Annotated in this window: 16 protein-coding genes; 7 read left to right on the forward strand and 9 right to left on the reverse strand. The window is 70.4% G+C overall.

Translation table 11 applies throughout. The annotated features are described in order from the left end of the window. Nucleotides 1–3: 3 nt before the first annotated feature. Nucleotides 4–864, reverse strand: coding sequence for a helix-turn-helix domain-containing protein (locus tag CES90_RS01765; protein WP_189781825.1), 861 nt, complete (start codon nucleotides 862–864; stop codon nucleotides 4–6). Between the two features lie 301 nt (nucleotides 865–1,165). On the opposite strand from CES90_RS01765, the gene CES90_RS01770 reads away from it, so the two are divergent. The 3 genes from CES90_RS01770 (at nucleotide 1,166) to CES90_RS01780 (ending at nucleotide 4,597) form a co-directional block, all read left to right on the forward strand. Beyond that, nucleotides 1,166–1,891, forward strand: a complete 726-nt coding sequence (locus CES90_RS01770; RefSeq protein WP_373313292.1) for an ATP-binding protein — start codon at nucleotides 1,166–1,168, stop codon at nucleotides 1,889–1,891. A 50-nt stretch (nucleotides 1,892–1,941) separates the two neighbouring features. After that, the gene (locus tag CES90_RS01775; RefSeq protein ID WP_189781897.1) at nucleotides 1,942–2,355 is read left to right on the forward strand and encodes a hypothetical protein; all 414 of its coding nucleotides are present in this window, start codon (nucleotides 1,942–1,944) and stop codon (nucleotides 2,353–2,355) included. Between the two features lie 298 nt (nucleotides 2,356–2,653). Next, nucleotides 2,654–4,597, forward strand: coding sequence for an ABC transporter ATP-binding protein (locus tag CES90_RS01780; protein ID WP_189781823.1), 1,944 nt, complete (start codon nucleotides 2,654–2,656; stop codon nucleotides 4,595–4,597). Nucleotides 4,598–4,599: 2 nt separating this feature from the next. On the opposite strand, the gene CES90_RS01785 is transcribed toward CES90_RS01780, so the two are convergent. The 6 genes from CES90_RS01785 to CES90_RS51555 form a co-directional block, all read right to left on the reverse strand. Continuing rightward, nucleotides 4,600–4,788, reverse strand: coding sequence for a hypothetical protein (locus tag CES90_RS01785; protein ID WP_189781822.1), 189 nt, complete (start codon nucleotides 4,786–4,788; stop codon nucleotides 4,600–4,602). 175 nt (nucleotides 4,789–4,963) lie between these two features. Further along, nucleotides 4,964–6,352, reverse strand: a complete 1,389-nt coding sequence (locus tag CES90_RS01790) for an amidohydrolase (RefSeq protein ID WP_189781821.1) — start codon at nucleotides 6,350–6,352, stop codon at nucleotides 4,964–4,966. A 25-nt stretch (nucleotides 6,353–6,377) separates the two neighbouring features. Further along, complete coding sequence (locus CES90_RS01795; protein ID WP_189781820.1) at nucleotides 6,378–8,324, reverse strand: FUSC family protein; 1,947 nt, start codon at nucleotides 8,322–8,324, stop codon at nucleotides 6,378–6,380. Nucleotides 8,325–8,916: 592 nt separating this feature from the next. Next, nucleotides 8,917–9,648, reverse strand: a complete 732-nt coding sequence (locus CES90_RS01800; protein WP_189781819.1) for a DUF7873 family protein — start codon at nucleotides 9,646–9,648, stop codon at nucleotides 8,917–8,919. A 193-nt stretch (nucleotides 9,649–9,841) separates the two neighbouring features. Beyond that, nucleotides 9,842–9,970, reverse strand: coding sequence for a hypothetical protein (locus CES90_RS51550; protein ID WP_308437842.1), 129 nt, complete (start codon nucleotides 9,968–9,970; stop codon nucleotides 9,842–9,844). Next, nucleotides 9,963–10,193 (reverse strand): hypothetical protein, encoded by a 231-nt coding sequence (locus CES90_RS51555; RefSeq protein WP_308437841.1) that lies wholly within the window; start codon nucleotides 10,191–10,193, stop codon nucleotides 9,963–9,965. The genes CES90_RS51550 and CES90_RS51555 overlap by 8 nt, the downstream gene beginning before the upstream one ends. 253 nt (nucleotides 10,194–10,446) lie before the next feature. Here CES90_RS51555 and CES90_RS01810 point away from each other — a divergent pair, with 253 nt between their 5' ends. After that, complete coding sequence (locus CES90_RS01810; RefSeq protein WP_229913687.1) at nucleotides 10,447–11,124, forward strand: hypothetical protein; 678 nt, start codon at nucleotides 10,447–10,449, stop codon at nucleotides 11,122–11,124. Nucleotides 11,125–11,210: 86 nt separating this feature from the next. Then, the gene (locus CES90_RS01815; RefSeq protein ID WP_189781818.1) at nucleotides 11,211–12,245 is read left to right on the forward strand and encodes a GNAT family N-acetyltransferase; all 1,035 of its coding nucleotides are present in this window, start codon (nucleotides 11,211–11,213) and stop codon (nucleotides 12,243–12,245) included. On the opposite strand, the gene CES90_RS01820 is transcribed toward CES90_RS01815, so the two are convergent. Further along, nucleotides 12,176–12,910 (reverse strand): aspartate/glutamate racemase family protein, encoded by a 735-nt coding sequence (locus CES90_RS01820; protein WP_189781817.1) that lies wholly within the window; start codon nucleotides 12,908–12,910, stop codon nucleotides 12,176–12,178. The two genes, CES90_RS01815 and CES90_RS01820, sit on opposite strands and share 70 nt — an antisense overlap. 2 nt (nucleotides 12,911–12,912) lie before the next feature. Then, complete coding sequence (locus CES90_RS01825) at nucleotides 12,913–14,415, reverse strand: NCS1 family nucleobase:cation symporter-1 (RefSeq protein WP_189781816.1); 1,503 nt, start codon at nucleotides 14,413–14,415, stop codon at nucleotides 12,913–12,915. Nucleotides 14,416–14,579: 164 nt separating this feature from the next. On the opposite strand from CES90_RS01825, the gene CES90_RS01830 reads away from it, so the two are divergent. Both CES90_RS01830 and CES90_RS01835 read left to right on the forward strand, forming a co-directional pair. Next, nucleotides 14,580–15,257, forward strand: coding sequence for a GntR family transcriptional regulator (locus CES90_RS01830; RefSeq protein WP_189781815.1), 678 nt, complete (start codon nucleotides 14,580–14,582; stop codon nucleotides 15,255–15,257). A 92-nt stretch (nucleotides 15,258–15,349) separates the two neighbouring features. Continuing rightward, the gene (locus tag CES90_RS01835; RefSeq protein WP_189781814.1) at nucleotides 15,350–16,825 is read left to right on the forward strand and encodes a LamG domain-containing protein; all 1,476 of its coding nucleotides are present in this window, start codon (nucleotides 15,350–15,352) and stop codon (nucleotides 16,823–16,825) included. Nucleotides 16,826–16,839 lie beyond the last annotated feature (14 nt).

Raw genomic sequence — 16,839 nt, forward strand, 5'->3', positions numbered from 1 at the left:
TCTTCAGAGCTCCTTGCGGAGATCCCGGAGGATCTCCTTCGTGCGTTGTGCCGTGGCGGCCTGTGCCGCCATGCGGTCCATGACCTCGAGGTGGGTCGCCACCTCGGAGCGGTCGTCCAGATAGACGGCGCCGGTCAGGTACTCGCTGTAGACCATGTCCGGAAGTTCGGGCACGGCGAATCGGAACAGGACGAACGGCCCGTACGTGCCGGGGTGCGGTCCTGTGTCGAACGTGGTGACCTGCAGCGTCACATGGGACAGCTCCACGACCTCCAGCAGCCGGTCGAGCTGGGCGCGCATGACCACCGGTCCGCCGACGGGGCGGCGCAGGGCGGTCTCGTCCATCACGAACCACAGCCGGGGCGCGTCCTCACGGGTGAGCAGTTCCTGGCGTTGCATGCGCAGGGCGACGTGGCGCTCGATGTCCTCGGGGCTGTTCTGGCCGATGGCGCCCGAGAACATGACGCGGCGCGCGTAGTCCTCGGACTGCAGCAGGCCGGGGACGAAGTGCGGCTCGTAGCTGCGGATCAGGGAGGCCGCGCCCTCCAGGCTGACGTACATGGAGAACCAGCCCGGCAGGATGTCGTGGTAGCGCTGCCACCAGCCGGGTCTGTTGGCCTCCTCGGCGAGCCGGACGAAGGTCTCGGCCTCCTCGTCGTCGACGCCGTACGCCCGCAGCAGGAGCTGGAGATAGGGGATCTTGAGGGCGACCTCGGCGGTCTCCATGCGGCGGATCGTGGCGGGGGCGACATGCAGGATGCGCGCGGCCTCCTCGCGTTTGATGCCCGCGCGCTCACGCAGGTCCAGCAGGCGTCGGCCGAGTACGACCTGGCCGACCGTCGGCGCGGACCGCGGTTCGCTCATCTCGCACCTCCATCTGACCTGACGTCACCCTGAACACTCACCCGACTTCGACGAAGCCCGGCACATCCGGCCCCGACAGCCCGGCGGCGCCCTTCGAAAGTCCCCGCCCGGTTTGTACCTGTCCCGCGTATACGCACGACCACTGTGCGTACATACGAACGATGTGTGAGGGATTTCCAACTGGCGCCGCTACACGTGCTGTTGCGTGCAGTGTGCCATGACCGTTCAGAGAGTCCTACGCACTCTGCAATTTTCAGAGTGACACTTGCCAAGTGTTCACGGCGAGGAGATAGTGGCAAACGTGATTCCGCCCCCTGCGCCGTTAGGAACAGACGCCGCCGGAGACCGTGTCGGTCCCGGTCCGGCCGCCGGGGCGCGCCCCGAAACAGCAGCCGAGCGCCGGTTCCGGTTCGAGCTGGCCGCGCACCCCGGTGCCGTGGCACAGGCCCGTCGCGTGACGCGTACCCAGCTCACCGGCTGGGCCGTCTGCGAGGACGCCTGCGACACGGCCGCCCTGGTCGTCTCCGAGCTGGTGACCAACGCGATCGTGCACACCGCGAGCAACCAGATCGTCTGCGAGCTGCACGACGGTGACGACCTGGTGCGCATAGCGGTACGGGACGAGGGCTGCGCTCCGGGCGAGCCGCATCCCTCGCCGCAGCGCCCCGAGGAGGAGCACGGGAGAGGACTGCTCCTCATAGAGGCCATGTGCCGCTCCTGGGGAGCACAACCGGCCGGGCTGGGGCTTCTGGTCTGGGCGGATGTGCCCCGTACGGCCGCCCTGAACGGCGCCTCCCCCGGCGCGGCCCCGGACACGGCGGCCTGGTCCGACCTGGGCTGGGGCGCGAAGAAGCCGACCACGGACGACCGCGGCGACGAGGCCGAGGCCGAGGCCGCACATCTGCCCCGGCCGACGCCTGAACGAGGTCGGACGGGAGCCCTGGGGGTCCCCCCGGTCGAACGAGGTCGGACGGGAGCCCTGGGGGTCCCCCCGGTCGAGCGAAGTCGAGACTGGGGGAGGGTGTGAGCGTGTCGAACGGGCCCGCCGAGGTGGCCGGTGCGGGCAGAGTGGCCCGCGTGGTGAGCCTCGACACCCTGACCCGTCTGCGCCGTGCCCAGCGGTTCGCAGCGGCGACGGTCCGCCCCCTCACTCTGCCCGAGGGCATGACCACCCCCATGGGCTGCGACGCGGTCGCGGCCCCGGCCCGCATCGGACCACTGGTCCTGCCCCGGCTGCCGCGCGTGGGCTGTGTCTATGCCGACCGGACGCACTGGTGGTGGCTCGTGCCCGCCGACTCCGACTACGCGCTGGAGTGGCCCGAGCCGGCCCGTTACACGACGGGGGCGCTGGTCTCCGACGGTTCGACCGCTCCCGGGCTGATCCTTCGACCGGACGGCACCATTCCTTATACGCCGCCGATACCGCTGTACCTCGCGTTGTGCCGGGTTACGGGGACTACGCCGGCGTGGTCTCGACCCTTGAGCGCGTAGGGCTCCGCCGGTTGGGCGGGGTTCGTGCCAGGGGCTGCGCCCCTGGATCTCGCCTCATGGGGTGGGGGCTGCGGTCTTGTCCGCGGCTGCCGGGCCGCGGGGGCTGGTCGCGCCCACGGGGCGGAGCCGCAAATCGATACAGCCCCGCGCCCCTGAAAGGCGCCCGTTGCGCGCTTTCTTGTGTCCCCGCGCGCCCGTCGTGCTCCGTGTACAAGGCGGTGTGAGCCGTCGCGCGCCCTGGTAAGGGGCGGCCCTCCCCGCGATAGTGGCGGAGGCGACGACTCGGGGGAGGGCGCGGGTGGGGAAGGCGCGGGACAGAGGGAAGCCGGAGACGTCGGAGTCGGAGCTGCTGCTGTTCGGAGGGCCGCTGCGGTACGACACGGGGTGGTCGCAGCACTCCGACGCGTTCCTGGAGCTGAACTTCCGCGCGATGATCCGGCGGCTGCCGTCGCTGCTCGCGTCGAGTTTCAGGCTGGCCTGGCAGGCGGACCGGCGGGCCGCCCGGACCGTGCTGGCCGCCGAGACGGGTCGCGGGCTCGCCCAGGCGGTGGGGCTGCTCGCGGTGAACGCGATCCTGGCCCGGCTGATGACGGAGGGCACGGTCGAGGAGCGGTTACGCGGCGCCGTTCCCGCGCTGGTCACGATCGCCGCGGTGACGCTGGTGGCCACGCTGCTGCGGGCCGCTTCGACGTACGCCACGGGCCGGCTGGAGCCCAAGGTGGAGCGGGTGGCGACCGAGTTGTATCTGGAGCGGGCGGCGGCCGTGGAGCTGTCCGCGATCGAGGACGACGGTTTTCACAAGCTGCTGGACACCGCGAAGTACGGCGCGCAGTCGGCCCGTCGCATGATCACGTACGCGGCGCGTGTGGTGAACGCGCTGATCTCGCTGGTCGCGGCGGCGGGCGTGCTGACCGTGCTGCACCCGGCGCTGCTCCCGCTCCTGGTCACGATGACCCTGCCGAGCGCCTGGAGCGCCCTGACGATCGCCCGCCGCCGCTACGAGTCCTTCCACGCCTGGGTGCAGCACGCGCGCGCGGGATATCTGATCAGCTCCCTGCTCATCGAGCCGGAGGCGGCCCCGGAGATCCGGGTGCACGGTGTCGGCCCGTTCCTGCTGCGTCACTTCCGCTCCATGTCGGAGACGGCGGAGGGCGAGCAGGCACGGCTGGCCCGGCTGGCCGCCCGTACGGGGCTGTTCGCGGCCGTGTGGACCGGGCTGGCCACCGTGGCGACGTACGCGACGCTGGGCGGTCTGCTGCTCGCCGGCGCCATGGCGCTGTCCGTGGCGGGTACAGCGGTCATCGCCATCCGCACCGGCTCCGCCAGCCTCGACACGCTCGTCCTGGAGGTGAACTCCCTGCACGAGGAGGCCCTGTTCGTGGGCGACATGCAGCGCCTGTACGTGGAGGCGGCCAAGCGTGCGATCCCGGTGGGCGGCGACCCGTTGCCCGAGGACCCGCGTGAGATCCGCGTGGAGAACGTGACCTTCACCTATCCAGGGAAGGCCGCCCGGCCCGCGCTGAGCGATGTGACGCTGACCGTGCCGCTGGGCAAGATCGTGGCCCTCGTCGGCGAGAACGGCTCGGGCAAGACGACCCTGGTCAAGCTGCTCGCCGGGCTGTACACACCCGACCAGGGCAAGATCATGTGGGACGGCGTCGATGTGGCGAGCGCCGACCGGCAGCAGCTCGCCGAGCGCATCGCGATGGTCGCGCAGGACTTCAAGCGGTGGCCGTTCACCGCCCGCGTCAACATGGCGATCGGCCGCCCCTCGGCGCCGCTGACCGAGGAACGCCTCGCCTCGTCGGTCGCCGAGGCCGGCGCGCAGGACGTGGTCGAGGACCTGCCGCGCGGCCTCGACACCCTGCTGGCCCGCGGTTTCAGCGGCGGGCACGAGCTGTCGGGCGGCCAGTGGCAGCGGCTGGGGATCGCACGGGCCGCGTACCGGAAGGGCCGCATCCTCATCGTGGACGAGCCGACCGCGGCCCTGGACGCCCGCGCCGAGCTGGAGGTCTTCGAGAAGATCCGCGCCCTGGCGGGGACCGGCCAGACGGTCGTTCTGATCACGCACCGGCTGGCGTCGGTCCGCCACGCCGACCTGGTGCACGTCCTCGACCAGGGCCGGCTCGTGGAGTCCGGCACCCCGGACGAGTTGCTGGCCACGGGCGGGGTGTACGCGGAGCTGTACTCGCTCCAGGCGGAACAGTTCGCGGCGAAGGTACCCGCCCCGAAGGCGGGGTGAGGTCAGACCGCGGTGGCCGCCGCGCTGTCGGCGCCGCGCACGATGACCAGGAACATGTCCGTCGCGATGTCCATCACGACCTCGGCCTGCTGACCCTCCAGCCGGGCCGCGTGCGCGAACTCCTCCGCCGGCCACGAGCCGCGCGGCCCACCGGCGGGGAACCGCCCCAGCACCATTCGCCCGTTCACCATGCACCTCCATGCCATGCCGTTCATAACCCCGTGATTCATAGAGTTAAACGCCAATCATGCGGTGAACAGCTCGCGAAGTGACGGTACTGAGACGTAGTTGACACGTGGTCAACGTCGGACCGCGAGATACCTCTCGAAAACCACACGTTCCGGTGACTCTGTGTGTCCTGGCGTGTCACTCCGGTGGCTTGTCGTAGTCCTGGATGCGTCCCCCGTGGCTACGGTCGGTGAGTGCCGCCAGCCGCTCCTCCAGCTCGCGCACGGTCGCCGGCACGTCGACGGTGAGGAGCTCGCGGTCGCGCATGAGGACGCGGCCGTCGACGATCGTGGTGCGTACGTCGGCCGCGCGGGCGCTGTGCACGAGGGTGGCGGCGAGGTCGTGCACGGGCTGGGTGTGCGGACCGGTGAGGTCGACGAGGACGATGTCGGCGCGCCGGCCGGGGGCCAGGCTGCCCACCCGCTCCCCCAGTCCGACGGCCCTCGCACTCTGCAGGGTGGCGTGGTGGAGGGCCTGGCGGGAGGTCAGCCACCGCGGGTCGCCCTCGGTGGACTTCTGCACGAGGGCGGTGAGGGCCATGGACTCCCACACGTCGAGGGAGTTGTTCGAGGCGGCCCCGTCCGTGGCGAGCCCGACGGGGACGCCGATTCGACGCAGGGCGCGCACCGGGGTGGTGGGCCAGGCGAACCTGAGGTAGGTGCGGGGCGCGGTCGCCACGGCCACGGGCCCCGTCGCGCGCTCCAGTACTGGCAGGTCGCGGTCGACGATGCCGGTGCCGTGCGCGATGAGGACGCCCGCTTCGAGGCCGAGCAGCCCGGTGCGCTCCAGGACCTCGATGGGCGTCACACCGTGCCGGGCCAGGCTGTTGTCGGTCTGGTCGCGGGACTCCGAGGCGTGCAGATGCACCGGAAGCCCGTGTTCACGGGCCAGTTCGGCGGTCGCGGCGAGGTCGGCGTCGTCGACGGTGTAGGGGGCGTGCGGGGCGAGCGCGGTGGTGATGCGACCGCCGGCCGCGCCCCGGTGCCGTAGCGCGAACTCCAGGGACTTCTCCCGGCCTTGGACCCCCTGGGAGGAGAAGAAGGCCTCCCCCAGGTGCGCGCGCATCCCGCACTCGGCGACGACGTCGGCGACCTTCTCCATCGAGAAGTAGTGGTCGGCGAAGCACGTCACCCCGCCCCGGATCATCTCCGCGCAGGCGAGCCGCGCCCCCAACTCCACGTCCTTCGCCGTCAGGTTGGACTCGACGGGCCAGATGACGTCGTTGAACCACTCCTCGGCCGGCATGTCCTCGGCGATTCCGCGCAGCGCGACCATCGGCGAGTGCGTATGGCAGTTGATCAGCCCCGGCATCGCGATCTGGCCACGGGCGTCGATGCGCTCCACCGTCGCGACCACGGCTGTCTCCGCCGCCGGCCCGATGCTCTCGATCATCCCGTCGCGTACGACGATCGCGGCGTCCTCGACGAAGGCGATGCCCTCGTGCTCGTCGTGGACGAGGGCGGTGCATCCGGTGATGACGAGATCAGCGGCGGGTGAGGTCACCCTGCCACCGTACGACGGAGTCATGCGGCCGGGGTGGCGAACCGGGCGCTCAGGCCGTGAGGTCGGTGCTCAGCCGTACGCCCGGTACCTCCGGAAGGCTGATGCCGGCCTGTCGCTGGTGTCGGGCGAGTTCGTCGAGGAGGGTGGTGAGCTGCTCGGTGTGCCGGGGGGTGAGGCGGCCGGCGTCGTCGAGGTCCACGGCGCAGGCGGTGGTGGTGTCGACCAGCCGTTCGAGGACGGCCGCGACCTCGTCGGTGCCCTCGGTGTGCCGGGCCAGGGCGGGCAGTTCGGCACCGGAGAGGGCGATGGTGGTGCGGGCCTGGGCAAGTGTGCGGTAGGCCTCGCGGCGCAGGGTCCAGCGGGCCGCGCGGTCGCCGGGCACATCGGGTTCGTGGGCCTCGTTCAGGATGTGCAGCAGATACGCGTGCGCGGCCGTCCCCGCTTCGGTGAGCCGGGCGCGTACGCCCCCTCCGCGCTGCCCCTTGGGTATCGGCAGGTGTCCGACGATCAGGACGATGGCGCAGGCCAGCAGCGTCTCGCCGATGCGGCTCCAGGAGGCCTGGGGCTCGCCGCCGACCATGACGAGGGCGAGGACGAGAACGGTGACGACGGCGGTCTGGGCGGCGAAGTGCCGGGTGGCGACGGGGATGAGGGCGCCGCTGACCACGACGAGCGCGACAAGCCCTTCCGGCCGGGGCAGTAAGGCGGCGAGCCCGGCGAAGACCACGGCCCCCAGCACGGTCCCGGCGGCGCGGCACAGCACCCGGGAGACGAGCGGTCCGAGGTCGGGCTTGACCAGGAACACGGCGGTCGCGGGGAGCCAGTACCAGTGCTCGTGGTCCAGTACCTGCGCCACGGCCGCGCTGGCACCGAAGGACAGGGCGACCCGCAGCCCGTACTCGCGTCCGCCGACGCCGAGGGCGAGCCGGACGAGCGAGCCGGCGGTACGGCGCCGGGTGTGCAGCTCGTTCTGGGCGTCGCCGCCCCGGTCGAAGGACTCGGCGGCGGACAGCAGCGCATCGTCGAGGGCGCGCACCGCGGGTGCGATGAGGGTCCCCCCGCGCGAGCGAAGTCGAGCGTGGGGGAGGAAGGGCGCGGGCAGCGGCCCGGGGGCCGTGTTGTCGCGCACGGCGGCGGCCAGCCGCCGGGGTCCTTCGGAGGCCCGGCCGACGACGGCGTCCCCGGCCCACGCCAGCGCGGTCGCCGCCTCGGCCAGCGGCAGCGCGGCGGCGTACTGGGCGTGCAGCTGCCGCTCGGCCGACGAACTGGCGTACCGGCGCAGCCGAGGCCCGGCGAGCGCGTCCTGGGCGTGGTCGAGAGCGGCGGTGAGTGCGGCCCGCCGAGCGGTCGCGTGCGGGCTGCCGACGGCGTCGAGGAGCGTGGCGATCGCGTCGTACACGGCGGCGACGGCGTCCCGTTCCCCGTCGAACCGGTAGTCACCGGCGGTGAACGCCGCGGGGGTGGGCAGGACGAGACGCAGAACGAGCAGCCACCCGGCCCCGGCGAGATATGCGAGCGCCCGCTCCCACCCCGGCTCCGGCAACGGCATCCCGGCCCCGATCGCGGCGGCCACGAGCACCTGTGTACCCGCCCCGGAGGCGACCGGCCCGACCGCGCTCATGCCGCCGGCGAGCAGCCCGAGCGAGGTGAGCAGCAGGGTGAGGGCGACGGCTCCGACGTACTGTCCGGCGTAGGTCTGCGCGTACTGTCCGGCGTACGTCCCGACGAGCAGTCCCAGGGCGCCAGCCAGCGCGGGCACCCCGAGCCGCTTGATGGAGACGCGCCGGCTCCCGGGCCGGTCGTTGATCCCGGCGAGCATCGCCCCGAGCGCGGCGACGACCCCGACGGAGGGCCGGCCGACGAGTACGGCCAGGAGCAACAACGGCCCACCGGCCAGGGCCCCGCGCATCATCGCGTTCCAGGGCACGGGCGCCCTTTGCGCACGCAGAGCATGGGCGAGCCAGGGCGGAAGAGCGAGGGCGGCGGGGCGAGACACAGGGCTCCTGTCCGGACGAGGGCGGGGTGTGTCCTCGGGCGACGGTGGCCGGGGGTACGGGTGCCCTTCACGGTAGGTCGTATGTCCGGCGGGATTGGAACGTCTGCATTACCGCGATGTGACGATGCATGGAAAGGCCACGTTCTTTATGAACGCAACTCGGAAACAGCTCGGGGAGCGCCGGAAGAAGCAGCCGGAAGGCACCGGAAAGCGCCGGAAATGAGATGGGCGCAATGAGATGGGCCCGAGGGCGTAGCCGGCCCCCGGGCCCTGAGATGCCGCCCATTCGGCACGTCGCCACGGTTGAGAACCCAGGTCAGTCGTCATGTCGCCGCGTCCTGCCTTTGGACCACCGCGCATCGAGCTGCGCGGGCTGGACTTGAACCAGCACTTCGACGTCCCGGGGCCCGGGCCCGGTCGTTGCGACGATCGGCGGCGAATACTGAGTCTGGAGCAATAGTCTGAGATTGATCACGGCCCGACCTGGTTTCTTCGGCGGGTACGGACCGCTCCGTCACGACAAGCCTCAGCTTCAGCTTGCGCTCCTCGCGCACCCCGTCCGGCACACAGGCCGGCCGGGGAGTCTGTGAGACTACCCGAACAGGTAGCCGAACACCGCGTCACCGACCCGCTGGTCGACGACGTCCACGCCGTTCGCTTCCTCCCGCGCGAACTTCACGGCCTGCTGCAACTTCTCGACGCGGTCGAGGATTTCGTTCACGCGCCGGGCGGGCAGGGCGCCGGAGAACTTCACGGTGGTCCAGTAACCGACGGGTATGTCCTCGTAGTACACCTCGACCTGGGCCGGGTGCTTGTCGGTGGCCTCGGCCTTCACATGGTTACGGGGCACCTTCTTCGTACGCACCGTGCGTACGGCCTCGGTCTTCCAGGCGTCGGTGGAGGGGTCCTGCGACCACGCCTCGGAGGCGTCGAGCACGGGCAGCTTGCGTATGAGCGTGTTGATCTCCCCGAGCTGCTTCTCCAGGAAGAGCAGGTAGGCCACGGGCACATCGGCGACGAGCACCCGCCCCTCAACCTTCACATCGGCCCGCGCCGTGCAGTTGGCCCAGTCCTTGGTGGCGGTCACATCGAACAGCCGCGTGAGGATCGCCGCGGTCTCGCGCAGCACGTCCTCGGCCCGCACCTGCACCCGGGTCGACTCGGGCGGCAACTGCTCGCCCTCCTCGTCCTTCGGCTGATACGTACGCGCGATACCGGCCAGCAACGCCGGCTTCTGCAGCCCGTGGTGAACAGCCGTCAGGTCCTGCTGGGACTTGGCCTTGACGCCCTTCTCGACTGCGATGATCTGATTGAGTTTCGCCACGTGGAAGACCGTAACAGGGCGAGGCGGATCTTCTCGAAGGGTTATTGGGGCCGCTGGGGCGAGGTGGAGAACTCCACCCCGCCGTCCATCATCGCGGCGGCTCGCCGACCGTCAGGCGCCCAATGTTGCCGGCCTGGATGAAGGTGCCGTGCTGGACGCCACCGCTGGAGGTGTTGGTGACGCTCCCCTTACCCTAATCGGTCGCGGGCGCCAACTCGTCGAGCATCACGCGGAGTTCCGCGGCGGCCGCCGGGTCCGCGCGGAGCGTGCGCCGGAGCCGGTTGCGCCATTCGGCCTGCGCATCGGCGACGGCCTCAGTCACCGGCGTCGTGCGCGGCGACCAGATCGGCGCGGACCTCCTCCAAGTCCTCCTGGACGTCTGTCTCGTCCCGCCCTCGCGCGAAGAGCGCGACCACCCGGTCGCGGAGCCCGGCCCACCCGTCGCCCACCATCTGCTGAAGCAGCGCCGTCGCACCCGCCGTCGCCAGTGCCGTCAACTCCGCGTCCACCAGGCCCCCTCGCTCTCCGTAGCCGTACAGGCTCATTCCTCGTCGGCGTGCAGGACCTCAACCGTAGCCACCGAAGGTTCTCACCGGTCCCGCACTGGGCTCGGTGCGCCGCTGAACCCGCCTGCTGACCGGCGACACCTGCGGGCCGGTGGCACTGCGGCCGGCGGCCTCGGCCGATTGTCAGTGGCGTGCGCTTCAATGAATTCATCGTCACAGAGAGTGACGATCGAGGCGCTCTCGGGCTGCGCTGAGGCGCGCCCGGGGCCGGGGCTGCAGGGGAGGCAACGCGATGGACGGCTACGAGGAGGACGGCCGACGGTATGTGTCGTTGGCCGGGCTGCGGATGCGGGGATGGACCGGCGCGATGGTGCACCGGCTGCTCGGGGCGGCGGACCGGCTCAGTGTGAATCCGCGGGTCAGGGGTGCGCCACAGGTTCGGCTGTACCGACTGGAACGGGTCGAGGCAGCCGAGCGGAGCGCGGAGTTCCGGGCGGCGGCGGACTCTTCGGGGCGCAGGTCGGAGGCGGTACGGGCCGCGGTACGGCGGCGGAGGGAGGAGACCCTGGAGCGGATCAGGAGCGAGCCGATCGAGGTGCCCCGACTGGATCCGGGCAGGCTGGCACTGCGAGCGATGGAGCACAAGGCACGCCAGGAGAAGGAAGCGGGATGGAACCGTGACGGCGGCCGTGACGGCGGCCGTGACAGCCACGGTGACAGGCTCGCCCGACCTCCCGGCGATACGCCCGGCACCCCCGGCGACCGCTCTTCGCTCGATCCCTGGAAGGTCGACTATCCCCTCCACCGGTTGAGCCACTACGACCGGCTCCTCGACGGCCTGCCCGGGCACGGGCGGAACTCCGGACGCGCGGAAGCCCTCACGCTACTGCGTCAGCGAATCTGCACGGCCATCGCCGAGGCGTATCCCGCCCTCACACATGAGTGCGAGAAGCGAGTGTGTGACCAATGAGTGGGTCCATCTCTTCAGTGAAATGCACCGTGAAGTCCCTTCCCGGACGGGGCGACTGAGGCGAGGTCCTCCTTACGCTCCGAGGCATGAAAGACGATCAAGCCCTGCGCGTGCATGAGCGCCTGGCGACCTCTCCTCTGCTGTACCCGGTCACCTTCGGTGAAGGCCGCCGCTTCGGACTCTGGGATCTCGCCTCGCTCGCCGAGGGCGCCCTCGGCAGCTGCGTCGACCCGGACTCGCTGACGGTGTCCAGCGAGAAGCGGTTGCGGCTCGGGCTGGGTGCGACCGGGCAGGAGTGCACGCACGACGACGAATTCCGACGGAGGTACTGGATCAGAACACCGAGCGGTCACGGCCCCGCCGGGACGATCGCCGTCGACACCTGGCCGATGGGCGGCGGCGCCCTGCGAGTCTCCTCGCTCTACGTCCACCCCGTCGCCCGGCGACAGGGACTCGCCTCGGCCGCGCTGGACACGGTCTACGGGGCCTGCCGCGCCGAGGGGTTGCACGGGTTCCGTCTCGACACGCACTGGACCTGGCAGAGCTCCGTGCGTTACTACCTGGGCCGCGGCCTGTGGACCACCTCGTGGAAGCATTCACTGGGACTGGCCCGGCTGTCGTATCTGCCGCGGTACGAAGTCAGGGAGGACGGGGAGGAGTTGACGCTGCTGGTGACCGGCTCACCCGAGTCGTCGGACCGCGATGGTACGGCGGCGACAGATCCCCCAGCACCAGTGATGGTTCCGCTCCTCGTCGCCGGACGCGACGGCGCGTGGCTGCGCCTGCGGGAGACCGAGCAGTACCGGAGCATGCCGGACCCGCGGGACACCGTACGTCTGTACGCGCGATCGACGTTGGCGCTGCATCTCGCCGTACGGGGACTGCCGTTGGTGCGAGGCGAGACGGAGGCCGCCCGGGCCGACCGCTGGTGCGACATCGGCGAGCCGGAGGGTCTCGCGTACAAGATCGGGATCTTCGAGCGCGTCGCCCGCGAGGACGGCTGGCGGGTGGCCAGCCCGTACACAGACACCCGGCGAACCGACCACCCGCCCTACGAAACGGCCCCCCGGCCCACCCCAGGCCGCCCCCAATCCCGCCTCTTCACCAACGGCTTCGCATAACTCCCCGCCCGGCTGGTCATCAGCCCCATCGACACCAATGACTCCGCAAGCTTCACAGCCGCGCCCACCCCATCGACGACAGGCACCCCCAGTTTCTCCCCGACCACCCGCTGCAGCCCGGTCATCCCGGCGCACCCGAGCACCAGCACCTCGGCCCCGGCATCCCTCGCCCGCTGCGCGGCAACGAGGAAGGCTCGCGTCGTGCGATCGGAGTCGTCGAGGTCGAGCACACCGAGCCCGGTACCGACGACGGCGGCGCAGTTCCGCCCCACCCCGGCCGCCTCCAGACTGTCCTCGATCTGCCCGCACGAACGTTCCAACGTGGTGACGACCCCATAGCGCCGCCCGAGCAGACACGCCAGATGGGCCGCGGCCTCGGTGATGTCGACGACGGGAACGTCCACCAGTTCCCGCGCCCCCTCGCGTCCATGTTCACCGAACCCGGCCATGACGACAGCGTCGTACGGCTCCTCGTAGGTCCGCAGGGTGTCGAGAACGGCGGCCGCCGAGAGGTAACTGTCGAGCCACCCCTCCGCCGACTCGGGCCCCCACGCGGGGGTCAGCCCGGTCACGGTGGTGCCCGGGCCTGCGGCGGCCCGGGCACCTCGCACGATCTCCTCGGTCATCTCCTGCGTGGTGTTGCAGTTGGTGACGACGATGCGCACGCTCAGCCCTCCGCAACAGTGGGCTCGACAGCCTTGTCCGAGCCCACACCCGAGGCCGAACCCGCCCCCGCACGCTCATCCCTGCACAGCACCGCGTACAACCCGGCGGCCAGAGCCGTACCGATGAACCACGAGTACGGCGCGACCGCGCTGAAGTACGACACCAGCGCGAGCACCGCCGAGACCGCCGCGGCGGGCAGGAACGCCCACAGCGCCTTGGGGTTGACGCCCTTCCGGTAGTAGTAGCGGGAGCCGGGCTCGGCGTTGAAGAGCGCATCGACGTCGATGCGCCCGCGCTTGACCCAGAAGTAGTCGAGCATGATCACACCGAACAGCGGCCCGAGGAACGCCCCGAGCCCGCCGAGGAAGTACTGAACGACGGTGGGGTTGGAGAACAGATTCCACGGCGTCACGACCAGCGCCGCCACCGTGCTGATCATGCCGCCCACCTTGAAGGTGATCTTCTGCGGCCAGACATTGGCGAGGTCGTATGCCGGTGAGACGAAGTTGGCGACGATGTTGACGCCCATGGTGGCGATGGCGAAGGTCAGAGCGCCGAGAACCAGGATCCAGGTGTTGCCGATCTCGGCGACGAGGTAGGCCGGATCGGTGATCGCCTTGCCGAAGACCTCGATGGATCCGGCGGTGACGATGACCGACACGACGACGAACGCGGTCGAGTTGATGGGCAGCCCCCAGAAGTTGCCCCGCTTGACCGTCTTGTAGTCGGGCGCGAACCGCGAGAAGTCGCAGAAGTTGAGCATCAGCGTGCCGTACGTGGCGAGGACCAGTCCGATCGCACCGAACCACTGCCGCCACTGCTCCCCCACGGAGACCGGGTTCGGCGTCGAGGTGAGGGAGATCGTCCAGTCGGCCTTGGCGAGGATCCACACGGCGAGGGCGATCATGACGATCCAGATCGCGGGACCGCAGAAGTCCTGGAACTTGCGCACCGACTCCATGCCCTGGCTGATGATCAGCGCCTGGATGAGCCAGAGGGCGACGAAGGTGATCCAGCCGAGGTGGTGCAGGCCGAGGAAGGAGTCGTGGGTCCAGGACTCCAGGCCCGGCCAGGCGGCGAGCAGCATGATGTTGACGGCGACGGACGCGAGGTAGGTCTGGATGCCGTACCACATGATGGCGATCACCGCCCGGATGACGGCCGGGATGTTGGCGCCCCAGATACCGAAGCTGATGCGGCTGACCACGGGGAACGGCACGCCGTGGCGCTGCCCGATCTTCCCCATCCAGTTCATGCCGACGTAGATGATCACGAAGCCGACGAGCAGCGACGTGAAGACCTGCCAGACGTTCATGCCGAGGACGAGCAGGCCGGCGGCGAAGGTGTAGTTGCCGAGGTTGTGGACGTCGGACATCCACAGGGCGAAGAGGTCGAAGACCTTCCAGTTGCGCTTCTCGGCGGGCGCGAGGTCTTCGTTGGTGAGGCGGGGGTCGGGGACGAACGCTGTGGTGCCGGTGGCTTCGGCATGGTCGGCGAGGGACACGGGGCCTCCAGGTGCGAGGGAGACGGGGAGAGGATGGAGCGGACCAGCACTGGGGGGCTTTGGTATACCAAACTGCCGACATGGTCCTCCCGTCAACCGGTCTGACCGATGTCGCTGTTGTTAACGCCGTGTAAAACACCCCAGGGGTCGGCGAAGATTGCCCCATGAGCTCCGTGGCTCCGCAAGGAGCGAAGATCGAACCCCTGGGCGCGGTGCGCGAGCGCGTCCTCGCGACCCTGCGGCAGGACATCATCGCGGGCCGCCTGCGCCCCGGCGACCGGCTCGTCGAGCGCGAGCTGGCGGACCGCTTCGGGGTCTCCCGAGTCCCCGTCCGTGAGGCGATCCGCGCCCTGGTGGCCGAGGGCTTCGTCCTCTTCGAGACCCCGCGCCGCACCGTCGTCCGCCGTCTCACCCCGGCCGACGTCGCGGAACTCTTCGAGCTGCGCGAGGCGTTGGAGGTGTACGCCGCCGGGCTCGCCGCCGCCCGCGCCACCCCGGAGACCCTGGCGGAGCTGTCGGCCCTGCTCGACCAGGCGGCGGCCGCGACCCACGCCGGTGACGCCGAGACGATCACCGACGTCAACACCCGTTTCCACGACGGTGTCCTGGCCATGGCCGGCAACAGCCTGCTCATCTCCGTCATGGAACCGGTCGCCGGCCGACTGCGCTGGCTCACCCGCCAGAACACCGAGTGGCCCCAACTCCTCGCCGAACACCGCGAGATGTACGAGGCGATCGCCTCCGGCGACCCGGACCGCGCCCGGGCACACGCGCTCACCCACGTCCGGACCAACTACCGCTCCACGGTGCGGCACTTGTTCGGCGAGGACCAGGACTCGTAAGCACCACCGACAGCCCAAAAATCCCGGGTCTCCCGCCCCCACTCCCACCTACACTCTGCCGACCCTTCAACTCAGGCAGTGAGGACGGCAGCATGGTCAGCAGACGTGGGTTGTTGAGCGGAGCGGCAATCGTGGGCGTCGGTGCGTTCACGGGAGCGGTGCAGAGCCCGGGGACCGCCGCGGCGGACGCACCACTCAACACTCCGTTCACCCCCGTCACAGCCCCGCATCTGGCGGAGGCCGAGCGGATGGTGCACTACCAGCGGCTCCTGGCCTCCGGTTATCTGCCGGGCGGCCTCCTCGGGCACTGGCCGCTGGACGGCACGGGCGCCGACCGGTCCGGCCACGAGCGGCCGGTCACCCTCGGCTCCGGGGCGTCCTGGTCGACCTTGCGCGCCGGCGGCGACCTGACCTTCGACGGCACGTCCAACGCGTACGCGGCCACGGCCTCCGTCCTCGACACCACGGCCCCCTTCACAGTGTCGGCCTGGGTGCGCCTGGCGGACGGCGACTCACCCGCCGACCTGGCGACCATGTACACCGCGGTCAGCCAGGACGGCACCAGCGCCAGCCGCTTCCTCCTCCAGTACGACCCGGCGTTCAGCACCTGGGCGTTCAAGGTGCGCAGCGAGGACCAGAGCACCAAGGTCTCCGCCGTCGCCACCACCCCGGCCGCGCTCGGTGTCTGGACACATCTGACCGGAGTGTGGGACGGCACGCAGATCCACCTGTACGTGAACGGCGAACTGAAGGGCAGCGCCGCCACCACGCTGTCCTGGGCCGCCACGCGGGGCTTCAACATAGGCCGCGCCAAGTGGGACGGCGCACCGGTGAACCGCTTCAAGGGCTCGGTGGACGACGTACGGGCCTACGGCCGTGTGCTGAGCGCCGACGAGATCTCCGTCATCAGCGGCCGCACCGCCGACCTGAACAACCAGTACCTGGTCGGCTCCGCGTCCACGGTCACCTGGGGCACGCCCGACGACCTGACCAGCTGGATCGCCAAGGCCCGCTGTTCCTCCTTCATCACCTGGGTGCTGAAGGACACCTATGGCTGGGCGAGCGACGCCTATTTCACGCAGTACTTCCAGGACCGCATCCCCGAGGCCGCCGACTACCGCAAGGCCTTCACGGACGGCACCGGCGGCCCCCACTTCAAGCGCATCCGCAAGGTCACCGACCTGCAGCCCGGCGACCTGATCGCCGTCGACTACAACGGCAGCGACCCCGACAACACCGGCCACATCGTGATGGTCCGGCAGGTCAAGGACGTCTTCACCGGGTCGGTGAACTTCAGCGGCGAGACCCAGTACGCCGTCGAGGTCGTCGACATGACATCCGACCCCCATGGCGTATACGGCCTGTCCAGCTATGCCCAGTATCCGGACACCCGCATGGTCAGCGACGTCGACGGCGCGAACTTCCAGGGCGTCGGCATCGGCCACATGATGTTCTACGCCTCCGACACCACCGGGGAGTTCTCCCGCTACCGCTGGAGCGTCAACTCCAGCTCCGCGAAGACGTACGCCGTCGCCGACCGGCCCATCTCGGCGGCCCGCGTCGTCTGACGCTCAGCGCATCG

The sequence above is a fragment of the Streptomyces capitiformicae genome, from assembly GCF_002214185.1.
In the GTDB taxonomy this organism is placed as follows: Bacteria; Actinomycetota; Actinomycetes; order Streptomycetales; family Streptomycetaceae; genus Streptomyces; species Streptomyces capitiformicae.